The 13017-nt window shown below is 72.7% G+C and carries 12 protein-coding genes; 9 read left to right on the top strand and 3 right to left on the bottom strand.

Features of this window, described 5'->3' with window-relative positions:
* Positions 1-51: 51 nt before the first annotated feature.
* From WME79_RS01440 to WME79_RS01420, 5 genes are read left to right on the top strand one after another with little or no spacing between them, the layout of a single operon-like run.
* Positions 52-798, top strand: coding sequence for a radical SAM protein (locus tag WME79_RS01440; RefSeq protein ID WP_437531187.1), 747 nt, complete (start codon positions 52-54; stop codon positions 796-798).
* Positions 795-1871 carry a radical SAM protein gene (locus WME79_RS01435; RefSeq protein WP_437531186.1) on the top strand — a complete coding sequence of 359 codons (1077 nt, stop codon included), beginning with the start codon at positions 795-797 and terminating at the stop codon, positions 1869-1871. The genes WME79_RS01440 and WME79_RS01435 overlap by 4 nt, the downstream gene beginning before the upstream one ends.
* Positions 1868-2860, top strand: a complete 993-nt coding sequence (locus tag WME79_RS01430; protein ID WP_437531185.1) for a class I SAM-dependent methyltransferase — start codon at positions 1868-1870, stop codon at positions 2858-2860. The genes WME79_RS01435 and WME79_RS01430 overlap by 4 nt, the downstream gene beginning before the upstream one ends.
* A gap of 11 nt (positions 2861-2871) precedes the next feature.
* On the top strand, positions 2872-3489 hold the full coding sequence (locus tag WME79_RS01425; protein ID WP_437531184.1) for an ATP/GTP-binding protein: 618 nt from the start codon (positions 2872-2874) through the stop codon (positions 3487-3489).
* Complete coding sequence (locus WME79_RS01420; protein WP_437531183.1) at positions 3483-4091, top strand: Uma2 family endonuclease; 609 nt, start codon at positions 3483-3485, stop codon at positions 4089-4091. The genes WME79_RS01425 and WME79_RS01420 overlap by 7 nt, the downstream gene beginning before the upstream one ends.
* 69 nt (positions 4092-4160) lie before the next feature.
* Here the strand turns inward: WME79_RS01420 and dnaX are convergent, their stop codons facing one another.
* Positions 4161-6527, bottom strand: a complete 2367-nt coding sequence (dnaX, locus tag WME79_RS01415; protein WP_437531182.1) for a DNA polymerase III subunit gamma/tau — start codon at positions 6525-6527, stop codon at positions 4161-4163.
* A gap of 538 nt (positions 6528-7065) precedes the next feature.
* Here dnaX and WME79_RS01410 point away from each other — a divergent pair.
* From WME79_RS01410 to WME79_RS01395, 4 genes are all read left to right on the top strand, one after another.
* Positions 7066-7389 (top strand): YbaB/EbfC family nucleoid-associated protein, encoded by a 324-nt coding sequence (locus WME79_RS01410; RefSeq protein ID WP_437531181.1) that lies wholly within the window; start codon positions 7066-7068, stop codon positions 7387-7389.
* The gene (gene recR / locus WME79_RS01405) at positions 7386-8102 is read left to right on the top strand and encodes a recombination mediator RecR (protein WP_437531180.1); all 717 of its coding nucleotides are present in this window, start codon (positions 7386-7388) and stop codon (positions 8100-8102) included. The genes WME79_RS01410 and recR overlap by 4 nt, the downstream gene beginning before the upstream one ends.
* A gap of 96 nt (positions 8103-8198) precedes the next feature.
* On the top strand, positions 8199-8585 hold the full coding sequence (locus WME79_RS01400) for a RidA family protein (RefSeq protein WP_437279214.1): 387 nt from the start codon (positions 8199-8201) through the stop codon (positions 8583-8585).
* A 53-nt stretch (positions 8586-8638) separates the two neighbouring features.
* The gene (locus tag WME79_RS01395; RefSeq protein ID WP_437531179.1) at positions 8639-10918 is read left to right on the top strand and encodes a hypothetical protein; all 2280 of its coding nucleotides are present in this window, start codon (positions 8639-8641) and stop codon (positions 10916-10918) included.
* 113 nt (positions 10919-11031) lie between these two features.
* Here WME79_RS01395 and WME79_RS01390 read toward each other — a convergent pair whose 3' ends face one another.
* Complete coding sequence (locus WME79_RS01390; RefSeq protein WP_437531178.1) at positions 11032-11865, bottom strand: hypothetical protein; 834 nt, start codon at positions 11863-11865, stop codon at positions 11032-11034.
* 151 nt (positions 11866-12016) lie between these two features.
* On the bottom strand, positions 12017-13009 hold the full coding sequence (locus WME79_RS01385) for an aminotransferase class IV (RefSeq protein ID WP_437531177.1): 993 nt from the start codon (positions 13007-13009) through the stop codon (positions 12017-12019).
* Between the last annotated feature and the right edge of the window lie 8 nt (positions 13010-13017).

The raw sequence follows: 13017 nt of genomic DNA, 5'->3' as shown, positions 1-13017 counted from the left end.
ATCTCCTTCATCCCCTCCCCCCGCCGCCGTATCCTCCTCGCAGGAGGCTCCATGCCGACCGCGACGCGCCCCCAGAACGCCACGCTCACGGGCACGCTGCCGCTCGACCGCCCCACGGCGGAGCGGCCGCACCGGCTCTACGTGGCCACCTCGAACCACTGCAACCGCTCCTGCCCGTGGTGCTGCACCTGCTCGTCGCCCCGGGGGCAGACGTTCCTCGCCCTCGACCGCTACCTCGCGAGCTTCCCGGCCGAGGGCCCCTTCGAGGTGCAGCTCGAGGGCGGCGAGCCCACGATCCACCCGCACTTCGACGAGATGGTCCGCCTCGCCCGCGCCGAGCCCCGCTGCGCGCGCGTCGTCGTCGTGACCAACGGCGTCGAGATCCCGCGCGATCCGGCCGGGCTCGACGCCTGGCTCCAGAAGCTCGGCGAGCCCGCCACGATCAAGCTCTCGGTGAACCACCACCTCCTCGAGAACGACGGCGGCCTGCTCGCCCTCGCCTGCGCCCTGCGCGAGCGGCTCTCCGCGCTCGGCGGAGATCGCCAGCTCGTCCTGAACGTCCGGTTGCGGAAGACCGAGGCCGACGGCGATGTGTGGGTCGTCGAGGCGGTGCGCAACGCGGGGCTCATCGAGCTCGCCAACGTGTTCCACCTGCAACGCTATGGCTTCGCGCAGAAACGCGACGACTGGGACGAGCCTTTCCTCGTCGGGACCCATTTCACGATGCTCAACCCGGACGGCAGCACCTTTGGCCCCGACCTTGTGGCGCGCTCCGACGCGATGAGGAGGCTGCCGTGAGCGCGCGTCTCTTCCGCGAGGAATGGCGCCGCCTGAAGAGCCGCGCCTTCGATCTCAAGGGCAACAGCACGGCCGGCGACACGGTGCGCTTCGACCTCTGGGGCCAACCGGTCGAGGTCTATCGCAACGCGAACTTCTCCATCTACAGCCGTCAGCCCTGCAACGCGAAATGCCACTTTTGCGTCGAGGAGCTCAGGCCAGCGTCGCGCGGGCGCAGCCTGTCCGTGCAGAAGACCGTCGAGGACGACGACGGGCGCTATTTCGATGCCATGGCGGCGTCCCTGGAAGCGCTCCGGCCGCTCGATCCGACGGTCTCGGTGACCGGCGGAGAGCCGAGCCACGATCCGCGATTGCCCCGCATCCTCGCGCTCGGGCAGGCCCACCGGGGCCGCAAGCGGACGCTCACCACGAACGGCTCGGGGCTGCTCCAGCAGCGCGAAGGAAAGCGGGTGATCGACTGGATCGTCGACACCGGCATCCAGCACCTCAACATCAGCCGTGCCCACCCCGATCACGACAGGAACGCACGGCTGATGGTGATGAAAGACGGCCTCCGCGCCGACGAGCTGCGCAGCGTCGTGGCGGCAGCGACGGCGGGCGGCACCCGGGTGCGCCTCTCCTGCGTGCTCCTCGACGGGCAGATCGACGCGGTCGAGCCCATCGTGGATTACCTGCGCTTCGCCCGGTCGCTCGGCGTGGACAACGTGATCTTCCGGCAGCTGATGAAGACCGACCCGACCGCGGTGGTCGAGAACCACGTCGTCAAATACAGCGATCGCGCCCGCGTCCGGCTCGAGCCGCTCCTCGACGCGCTGAGCGCCGACGCGCGGTTCTCGTTCGAGCGGCAGATCGTGGGTTATTACTACTACGTCGAGGTGTTCCGCTTCGAGGACATGGATGTCGTCTTCGAGGAGGCCGACCTCGCCCAGCTCGAGGAGACGAAGCGCTCGGGCCCGGGCATCGTCCACGAGCTCATCTTCCATCCCAATGCGAGGCTCGCCTCGACCTGGCAACCCTGGGACGGCATCCTCGGCCCTCCCCCTTCGATGCGCGCCTCGCTGCCCACGTCATGACACCGCTCATCATCCCGCTTCCCTACATCGGCCGGAACCTGCTCTTCCTCGAGGAGGTCCTGGACGAGCTCGAAGGGCGCGGCACTCCTCATCCTCTCCTGTTTCGCGCGAGCGAGGCGGACAAGCTGGCTCGCCTCATCGAACACGGCACCGACCGCGCCGGATACCCCGGAGAGAGAGCCTGGACCGACGGCCCGGATCAAGGGCGGCCAATCCGGCACGAAGACGTGGTCTTCGCGACGACCGAAGGCGAGATCCGGAGAGGGGAGCGGGAGCCCGAGCGGTCCACGTCGCTCAAGAAATTCGCCGTGATCGAGCGGCCTCTGTTCATCGCGCACGACGCCCGCTGCTTCGTCAAGCTGTGCGACCGGCAGTACGAGTACCGCGATCCGGCGCAGAAGCGAGCAGCGCTGCTCGCGCTGTTCCCGGTGGCCCGGGTCGCGCCCATCCAGGGCTGGTTCTCCGAGGAGGACGGCCTCGCCTACCGGGCGCTGGTGCGCCCCCTCCGGGGCGGCGCGATGGTCGAGGTGGGCTCGTGGAAGGGGCTCTCCACGGCGTACGTCGGGCGGCTCGCCGCGAGGAACGGGGTCGCGCTCCATTGCGTCGACACCTGGGGAGGCTCGAGCGACCAGTACGCCGACAGGTATCGCGCCATGCTCGCCGCGGAGGACGTGCCCGGCGCGTTCAGGGCGAACATGGCGGCGCTCGGGATCCAGCCAGACGTCCTCCAGATGGCGTCCACGGCCGCGGCGGCGCGCTTCGCCGACGCCAGCCTGGATCTCGTGTTCCTCGACGGCTCACACGACCGCGCGGCCGTGCTCGCCGATCTCGAGGCGTGGTGGCCCAGGCTCAAGCCGGGCGCCGTTCTGGCCGGCCATGACCACAACGAGGATCACGCGGGCGTCATGGAGGCTGTCGCTCACTTCATGTCCCGCGCCGGGCGGGCGATCGAGGGCGGCGCAGGCTCGGTGTGGTGGGCGCGGCGATAGATGGGATGGTGATGAGCAAACCTCTCTTCGTGGCGACAGGGGCCTACTCGTGCGGCAAGACCACGACGCTCCGTCACCTCGCGTCCACGCGGGGCTCTCGCATCCACGGCGAGGCGCACCGGCGCGTGCTCGACGAGCTCGGCGCGCGCACCCACGGCCACGCACCGGACGCGCCTTTTCGCCCGATCGACACGCCGGAGCACCTCTGTCCGATGTGCCGAAAGCGAGAGTTCGCTGCGCGGGTGCTGGAGACACAGAAGGCGATCGAGGCGGACGCGCGGGATGGCGACTGGCTGGAGCGTGGGTACCTCGATCCGGTCGAGTATTACCTCCGCACGAGCGGAGAGGCGGAGTATCCTTGGCCGGAAGGCGAGCCCGCGTTCGAGCGCTATGCGCTGGTGTTCCTGTTCGCGGTGATGCCAGAGCTCCAGCAGCCGCGCTGGGGCAAGAGCAGAGAGGCACGCGCCGCCGAGGCGGAGCGGATCAACCAGCGGCTCAGCGCGCTCTACCGCGCTGCGGGCTTCGAGGTGATCGACGTCGGCCCTGGCACGGTGGAGGAGCGGGCGGAGGTCCTGGCGAGCCGCGCGCGGCACATCGAGCGTGCTATCCTGCGTACGAGCCCATGGTAGCCGCTGCGCACATGCCGCTTCCGTCCTCGACCGCTCCTGCGGGGGAGCAGCGGTTCGTGCTCCACGGCGTCCCCTGGCAGACCTACGTGAGGCTGCGGGACGAGCTCGACACGCCTGGCCTGCGGATGACCTTCTGCGAGGGAACGCTGGAGCTGATGAGCCCGTCGACCGATCACGAAGTGGCGAAGAAGAGCATCGCCCGCCTCATCGAGCTCTTCGCGCTGGAGCGGGACGTGCCTCTCTACGGCTACGGCTCGACCACGTTCCGGCGCGAAGCCAAGTCACGCGGCCTCGAGCCCGACGAGTGCTATTGTGTTGGCGGCACGCTGAAGGAATTCCCCGATATCGCGATCGAGGTGGTGTTGACGAGCGGCGGGCTCGACAAGCAGCCTGTGTATAGCGGGCTCGGCGTCCGCGAAGTCTGGTTCTGGGAGCGCGACGCATTCCACATTCATGCGTTACGAGGCGAGCAGTACGAGCCGATCGCGGCCAGCGAGCTCATTCCGGATCTGGATCTCGCCGCGCTGGCGCGCTTCGTGCGCTGGCCGGATCAACATGAGGCGGTCAAGGCGTTCCGCGGCTGGCTGCGAAGCGGAGACTGAGGCCACCCCGCCGCCAGCGCACGGCCATGCTCGTCGCACCAGGGCGCATGGCGCGGCGACGCGGGGCCCTCACCCCTCCGCGAAGTCCTGAGCGAGCCGCACGTCCTTGAGCTCCGCGCCGAGCAGCTCGATCGCGGCCGTGACGAGCGGGTGGTCGGCCACGGCGCGCTTGGCGGCCTCGATGCGGGCCTTGCGCTCGGCGGTCTCGACCTGGGCGAGCGACGGTCCGGCGCTGCCGCGGGTGATCGTCTCGAAGACCAGCTCGGCGGGGGCGCCGAAGTGGGAGCCGAGGACGCGGGCGAGCAGCTCGCGGGCCGCCGGCTCGGTCGCCTGGCCGGACAGGAACGAGTTCGCCTCATAACCGAGGGCGACGCGGGTCGGCGTGAGCTCCAGCACCGCCGCGTGCTCGAGGACGGAGGCGAGCGCTGGCCGCTGCACCCTGACCGCGGCGATCACCGCGCGCCAGGTGGCGAGGTCCTCGGCGCTCATCGCTGGCGGCGGCGGCGCGCTCGACGCTGGCGCCGGGCTCTGCGCCGAGGGCGGCGCGCTCGACGCTGGCGCCGGGCCCTGCGCCGCGGGCGGCGCGCTCGATCTCGGCGCCGCGAACGGCGGCGCGCTCTGCGGAACGGAGTACAGCGCGCCGCGCGGCGACGGTGGCGGAGCGCTGTCGGCGCGGAACGCGGGCGCGGCTGCGCCGCTCGCGAACGGCGGTGCCTTCGCAAAGGCCGGCGCGGCGCCGCCGCTCGCGAAGCTGGTCGCGGCGCCGTGGACGCCCGGCGCGCCGTTCACGAAGGGGACGACGTTGGCAGCCGACGTGCCCGCGACACCGCCGTTCGCCGCCATGCCGCCGTGCGCTCTCGCCACCCCGCTCCCGCCCGGCGCGCCATAGACAGCCGCCGCACCGTTCACTCGCGCCACGCCGTTCGCCGCCGCCACGCCGTTCGCCGCCGCCAAGGGGCTCGCCGCCGCGCCGTTCGCCGCTGCGCCCGCCGGTCTCCCCGCCGCGCCCGCGCCCGCTGCGCCGCTCGCGAAGGCGACGCCGTTCGCCGGTGCGCCGGTGGCCGCCACGCCGTTCGCCCTCACCACGCCGTTCGCCGCCGCTGCGTCGTTCGCTCTCGCTGCGCCGGCCGCCGCCATGCCGGAGGCGCGCGCGTCCTCGGGCGCAGCCTCGGCCGAAGCCGCCCCGCGCCGGGGCGCCGCCGCTCCGCCGGATGGCGCGCCGGGCCGCTGCGGCCCGCGCTCCGGCGCACCGCCGCCGCCACCCCCGCCGCCGCCTCCGCCGTTCAGGCGCCGCTCGAGATCGCCAAGGCGGCGCAGCAGCTCGTCGATCGGCAGGAGCGGCGGCCTCCGGGCGAGCCGGACGAGCGCCATCTCGAACGAGGCGCGCGGCTGGCCGCTCCGGGCGATGTCGTCGAACGCGCGCGAGAAGCCCTGGTGCAGCCGCGTGAGATCGTCCGCGTCCGCCCGCGCCGCGAGCGCGCGCGTATCGGCGACCTCCTCGTCCGCGAGATCCAGGAGCGGCGCCGGATCCTCGCAGACCTTGGCCACCACGAGATCGCGCAGGTGCGCGAGGAAATCGCGGGCCACGTGGGGCAGATCGTACCCCTCCTGCGCGAGCTCGCCGACGATGCGCACGCACGCCGCCGGGTCGCCGTCCACGAGCGCCCCCGCGAGCCGGTGCAGCACGACGCGGTCGGCGACGCCGAGCACCTTCGCCACCCCCTCGGCCGTGATGCGATCGCCGCTCGTCCCCACCCACGCGATCACCTGGTCGAGCAGGCTCATCGCGTCGCGCATGCTCCCCGCCGCCTCCCGCGCGAGCGCGCTGAGCGCCGGGTCGTCGGCGGGGATCTTCTCCTGATCGAGCACCCAGCGGAGCCGCGCCGCGATCGCCTGCGCCCCGATGAGCTTGAAGTCGTAGCGCTGGCACCGGCTCAGGATCGTGACCGGGACCTTGTGCACCTCCGTCGTCGCGAAGATGAACTTCACGTGCGGCGGCGGCTCCTCGAGCGTCTTCAAGAACGCGTTCCACGCCGCGTTCGAGAGCATGTGGACCTCGTCCACGATGAAGATCTTGAACCGATCGCGCGCCGGCCGGTACGGCAGGCTCTCCTGGAGCTTGCGCACCTCGTCGACGCCGTTGTAGCTCGCGCCGTCGATCTCCTGGACGTCGACGTCTGCGCCGACCGTGATCTCGGCGCACGGCGCGCACGTCTGGCAGGGCGTCGCCGTCGGGCCGCGGACGCAGTTCAGCGCCTTCGCGAGGATGCGGGCGCTCGTCGTCTTGCCGACCCCGCGGACGCCCGTGAAGAGGAACGCGTGGGCGACGCGATCCCGCGCGATGGCGTTGGCGAGCGTCGTGGAGACGTGCTCCTGTCCGACGAGATCCTCGAAGGACTGCGGGCGCCATTTCCGCGCGAGGACGACGTAGCTCATACGCTGCTCGACTAGCACCTTCTCGCGGGCGCGTCGCCGCAGCTGTGGCCGGTACGGAAGTCGCCCTGCATTCCGGAGAGTTTGCCAGAATTGCCGCACAAAATGCACCCCGCCCGCGCCAGGGCCGGGAGCGGGCCACAGCCCGCGCCAAGGAGCCCCTGGAGAGCGCGCCAACCAGCCTCCCGAACGCGCCAACCAGCCCCCGAAGGAAAGAGCCCCTGAAGAGACGGAGACGGAGGAGCCCGCTCGCAGCGGGCAGCCCCGGAAGCTCTCCGCGCGCGAAAGCGGAAACGGAAGCGTCCGCTCGCAGAGGACAGGGGCGTCCACCGCGGAGAGTGGACGCCCCCGCAGCGGAGCCGGCGAGCGCCAGGCCGGCGCCCGCTCCCCGGAAGCGAGACGCCCGTGGTGCCGCGCGCTGCGTCGAACGGCCGCGCGCTGCGTCGGCGGGCCGCGCGTCCCTCGCCCCACCTCGTCCCCGTTCCCCTCCCCTTCACGGTTGCGGCGCGGCGCGGTTCACGGCATAGACGCCGATCTGAATATGCAATTTCGCGGCGGAATGAACGAGCTGGTTCGCCAGGCGGCGCGCGTGCAGCGCAAGATCGACCAGGTGAAGGGCGAGCTGAAGGACCGCGAGGTGAGCGCGACCGCCGCCGGCGACAAGGTCACCGTCGTGGTCTCCTGCGAGGGCAAGGTGCGCCGGATCGAGGTCGACCCCGCCTTCCTCGCCAGCGAGGGCCTGGAGATGGCGCTCGACGCCATCGTGGCCGCATCGAACTCGGCGCTCGACGCGGCCGACAAGCTCGTCGAGACCGAGATCACCAAGGTGACCGGCGGCGTCAAGCTCCCCGGCATGCACACTTGACGGCGTTGCGCTCCCCGGCGTCGCTCCCCGGCTCCTCGAAGGTCCCGAACGGCGACCGGGGCGCGCCCGCGGCCGGCTTCCGGAGCGCCCCCGGCGGCCTGCCCGGCCGGCTGTCGCGGGTCGCCCAGCTGCTCGCGCGCCTGCCGGGCGTCGGCGAGAAGACGGCGCAGCGCTTCGCCCTCTTCCTCGTGACCGCCGGCGAGGACACCGCGCGCGACCTGGGCGGCGAGCTCGTCGAGCTCTGCGATCACATCAGGCCGTGCATCCGGTGTGGCCACATCGCCGAGCTCGACGACGACGGGCGGGCGCTCTGCGCCATTTGCCTGGATACGCGGCGCGACGGCGCGCTCCTGTGCGTGGTCGCGCGTGTCCAGGACCTCCTGGCGATCGAGCGGAGCGGAGCGATGCGCGGGCGGTACTTCGTGCTCGGCCGGCTCCTCTCGCCGCTCGAAGGGGTCGGCGCCGAGGAGCTGCCGCTCGAGGCGCTCCGGGCGCGCGTGCGCGACCCCGAGCAGCCGGTGCGGGAGGTGCTGGTCGCCACCCCGCCTTCCGTCGACGGAGAGGCGACCGCGCTCCTGCTCGCGCGGGAGCTCGGCGCGATGGGGATCCAGGTCACGCGGATCGCCAGCGGCGTGCCGCACGGGGGAGATCTGGAGTTCGCCGACCAGGTGACGCTGGGGCGAGCCATCGAAGGCCGGAAGAGCTTCGGCTAGCAGGAAACTCGAGAATCGGCCCCAGCCCACGAGAGCGAGGGCCGGGGCGGGCGGGCGTTCTTCACGCCGAAGCGCTCACGAATTTCAGAGGTCGACATGTCCAAAATCGCCATCACATCCGATCGGGCTCCGCGCGCCATCGGCCCCTACTCGCAGGCCGTCAAAGCCGGAGATCTCGTGTTCTGCAGCGGCCAGATCCCGATCGATCCCGCGACGGGCGAGCTCGTCGCCGGGGGGATCGAGGAGCAGACGGCCCGGGTGATCAAGAACCTGACCGAGGTGCTGTCCGCGGCCGGCGCGAGCTGGAGCGACGTGGTGAAGACCACGATCTACCTGACGGACCTCGCGGATTTCGCCATCGTCAACCAGGTGTACGGAGCAGCCGTCGGCGGCGTGCTGCCCGCACGGGCGACGGTGCAGGTGGCGGCGCTGCCCAAGGGCGCCGCCGTCGAGATCGAAGCTGTTGCCCATCTTTCGCGATAATCGGGGAGCCGCGCCGCGGTCCCCATCTCCAATATGTCCCCGGGAGCCTCGACATGAGCACAAAGAACGAGAGCGAGAGCACGGAGCGGACCGCCAGCGCAGTTTCCGAATCTGCGCGCGAGGGCGCCCCCGATGCAGAGAGCGGAGACAAGCCGCGCGCGCGGAGGGTCGTCCGCTCGGCGAGCACGTCCGTCGGCGCGAGCGGCGCCAGCGGCGTGAAGCGGGCCGACGAGCCCTCCGAGGGCGCGCCGGCGCAGCCGGCAGGCGAGGCGTCGCGTCCCTCGGCAAAGGCCGCCGCAAAGGAAGCGCAGGGCTCGCTGCTGGACGTCATCGCGCCCCGCAAGCGGCCGGCGCTCGCAGACGCGCCGCCGCCGCCGACGACCGAGGACGCTGCGCCGCCGCCGGCCGCCGCGCCGCGGGTGGTGCGCGACTACCGCGCGCCCAGGCCCGAGCGGCCCGCCGCGGCATCCGGCGGGCCGAGGCCCGACCGCGGGCCCAGGCCCGATCGCGGCCCGCGCCCTGACCGTGGACCGAGGCCCGACCGCGGGCCGCGCCCCGACCGCGGGCCCAGGCCCGACCGCGGGCCCAGGCCTGAGCGGGCCCCTGGAGAGGCGCAGGTCGCAGGCGCAGAGCAGGGCGCGAGGCCCGACCGCGGACCGCGCCCCGACCGCGGTCCGCGCCCCGACCGCCCCTGGTCCGACCGCGGGCCCAGGCCCGACCGTGGGCCCAGGCCCGACCGCGGGCCGCGCCCCGAGCGCGGGCCGAGGCCCGACCGCGGCTTCTCGGCGCGGCCGGCTGGAGAAGGCGGGCGGCCGCAGGGCCCCGGAGGCGCCGAAGGACGAGCGCCCGCCGCGGCGAAGCAGCAGCAGAGCGACCGGATGGTGACCGTGGTCGGCCAGGGCGCGGCCGCGACGGTCGTGACGGGCAAGAGCGCCCGGCAGCCGCAGGGCCCGGCCAAGCCGGCGCACCTCCTCTTCGCGCTGCCGGCGGCCAAGGCGAAGCCGGTCGCAACAGCGGACAAGCCGGCGCTCACGGCGCGTGAGGCGCTCGGCGCGCGCACCGCGAAGGCCCAGCAGGCCGCGGCCACCGCGAAGAGCAAGGCCGAGGGCGGCGCCCGCCCGGAAGGCAGCCCGAGCGCCGGGGCGGCGAAGGTCGACTTCGACGCCGAGGTGCTCGCGGCGGGCTGGGATCGGGCGCTCGAGGCGCTGAAGTCAGCGGGCGACGCCGCGCCGGCGCTCGTCGACGCCTGGCTCGGCGCCTCCAACGCGGAGGCGATCGCGGCGGCGGCCGAGTCGGAGGACGCCTCCGGCGCGGCGCGGAAGGCGGCGCGGCGCGCGCTCAACGTGCTCAAGTCGCGCGGGGCGACGATCCCGACGCGCCCGCGCGTGGTGCGGCTCGCGGAGGAGCGCGCCGAGGTGGTCGAGGCGACGCTCATCCCGCCCGACTCGAGCGGAACCGAGGCCATCGCGATCACGAGCCGCGACACCAGCGGCCGCTACCGGATCGCCGAGGTGATCGTGCGCGACTCGGTCGGCGTGCTGCACGCCGGCGCGGGGTGGCTCAGCGGCTCGCAGATCAAGGAGGGCCGCGCGCGCGCGTACGAGAACCTGGGGACGGCGCCCGTCCCGATCTCCCTGGAGTGGGCGCGCCACCGTATCGCGGCCGCGAAGCGGCAGAACGCGGTGTCGGGGCAGGTCGTGCCGCTCGGGTTCGAGGGATGTCGCGATCTCATCGAGCCCGCGCCGGACGCCGAGCCGAGGCACCCGGTGGCGGACCTCGAAGAGAGCCTGACGGACGAGCTGGTGACGGCGCAGGTCGCTGGCTCCGCCGCGCTGCACGAGGAGCCTGAGTTCCGGCACTGGCTGCCCGCGCGGCCGGCGCTCGACGAGCTCCTGCAGAAGGTCGGCCAGCGGCTCGGAGCCGCCGGGATGCGCGATCCCGGGCTGGTGAACACGGCCCTGCGAGAGGAGATCGAGCTCGCGACCGACCGGTTCTTCTCGCCCGAGGTGCGCGGGCAGCTCGCGACGCGGATGCGAAGCAGCGCCGTGTCGCTGCGGGCGCGCAAGGGCGACGCGGCGGCCACCACCGCCCTCGCCGTCGCGCGCGCCGTCAAGGAGGCCGGGCTGATCACCTCGCCGCCGCGGGAGATCCCCTTCCTGGCGGCCTTCTTCCAGAAGGCGCTCGGCGTGCTGGCGCAGCAGGGCGGCGGGCAGCTGCGGATCCCGGTCCCGGCCGGCGCTGTCCCGCCCGCGAGGGACGCAGCGGCGGGCGGCGAGGAGCCCGCCGAGGGCTCCGGCGCCGAGGCCGAGGCCCAGCCGTCGACCGGCGGGTGATCGGGAGCGCCGGCGCCGCCGGCGCGCCGGTCCTACGAAGCCGGTGACACAAAGACCAAGAGGCGAGCCCGGGGCGACCCGGCGCTCGCCTCTCGGCTTTTGTCCTGGCGCAGCTACTTCACCGCGATGGTGATGTCGCCGTTCTCGGTGAAGAGCTCGAGCAGGCCGCCGTCGCCGTCACCCATCGTGTACGACGTCGCGCTGCCCTCGCCGGCGGTGGCCCACGTCGAGGGGATGCCCTGCTCCACGACGTCGCCGTTGAGCGTCTGCGCGGTCATCGTCCCGTCCACCCCGGCCGGCACCGAGAGCTCGATCGCGCCGTTGCCGGAGCTGATCCCACCATCGGAGCTGCTCCACGCGTCGAGGTCGACGAAGACGTGGCCGTTGTCGGTGGCCACGTCGATCGCGCCGCGCGCGCCGACCACATCGATGCTGCCGTTGTCGCTCACCACGGTGGTGCCGCGGGACGGAGCGCCGTCCAGGTTGATCTCGACGCCGCCGTTGTCCTGCTCGACGCGGAGCCCGCCGTCGAACTCGGCGGGCAGGACGACCTGGATATCGGCGCCCAGCCCTCCCCACCCGCCCGAGACGCGCTGCGTCGAGATCACGACATCGCCGTCGGTGATCGCGGAGAGCTCGAGGTCGTTCTCGATCTCCTCCACCGCGATCTGGTTCTCGTCCTTCTTGCGCATCGTGAACGGGGAGAAGGTGACCTCGACCTCGCTCACGTCCCCGGTGACGACCTCGACGTCGCCGTTCTCGCTCACGATGCGGACGCTCTGGGTCGGTAGGTAGTCGACGCGCGCGCTCTCCTTGCTGCCCTCGTAACGCACGAGGGTCTCAGCGGTGATGGAGTTGTCGTCGATGCTCAGGGCACACCCGGCCGTCGCTGCAGCGGACACGGAGCACACCAGGAAGCAGGCGATTCGAAGCGAGCGATTCATCATGGATTCCTCTCGGGCAGATTGTACGGCGGGCGAAGTGCGAGCCCCATCCGACCCGCGCAGGGAACGTGCCGACCAGTTCTTTGGACGCGCGCTCCGAGCGGCACGTCATGGATCGCAAGATTTCGACGCTGTCGAGCCGGCTACAGCGGGCTCAGGGCGCCTCCCACGGGAGAGGAATCGCACCAGCACCCACCCGCTTGCGGAAAGCGGCATGCAGCGCCCGGGTCTTCGGGCCGGGGACACCTGCGCCGATCGTGAGGGCGTCCACGCGGACGAGCGGGACGATCTCGCGGAGGCTCGAGGTGATGAACGCCTCCTCTGCGGCGAGGAGCCTGGCCATCGTGACCGGCTCGCAGCACACCGGCATGCCGAGCTCGCCCGCGACGTGAATCACATGGGCCCGGGTGATGCCGACGAGGATCCCCGCCTCCTTGGGCGGCGTGATCAGCAGGTGCCCCGGGTCCCCAGCGCCCTCGCGCACCACGGGTCGCCGCTCGACAAGGAAGACATTGGACGTCGTGCCCTCCACGACATGACCTGACGGATCCAGGATCAGCGCCTCGTGCGCCCCCGCGGCCCGCGCATCGCGCAGGGCGAGCAGGCTCTCGAGGTAGTTCGAGACCTTGGCGCCGGGCGCCGCGTCGCCGGCCCGCTGGGTGCGGATCGTGACGGCCGAGATCCCCTCACGGTAGAGCGCGCCCGGCAGCGGCTTCAGCGGCTCGATGAGGATGACGCGGAGGGGCGCGCCCGCGAGCGCGGGATCGAGCCCGAGCGGGCCGCTGCCGCGCGTCAGCATCACGCGGATGGTGCTCTCGAGCGGCGCGGCCGAGCCGCCGCCGGAAGCCGAGCCCGGGGCCCCCGCCGAGCCCTCCGTGGCCCCGGCGCTCCCGGCTGCGGTCGCTACGCGGAGCAGCGCAACAACCTCGCGGCCGAGCTCGTCGCGCGGGATCGGCAGGGCGATCGCGATCCGCTCGGCCGAGCGCTCGAGGCGGGCGAGGTGCTCCTCCAGAGCGAACGGCTCGCCGCCGTAGGTGCGGATGGTCTCGAAGACGCTATCGCCGTAGAGGAAGCCGCGGTCGTAGACCGAGACCCTGGCCTCCTCCGGCCGGTGGATGACACCGTCGATGCTGACAAGCCGCGTCACGCGGCGAG

The organism is Sorangium sp. So ce726 (genome assembly GCF_051521405.1).
Lineage (GTDB): Bacteria > Myxococcota_A > Polyangia > Polyangiales > Polyangiaceae > Sorangium.
This window is presented reverse-complemented; position numbering and strand designations above follow the sequence as displayed.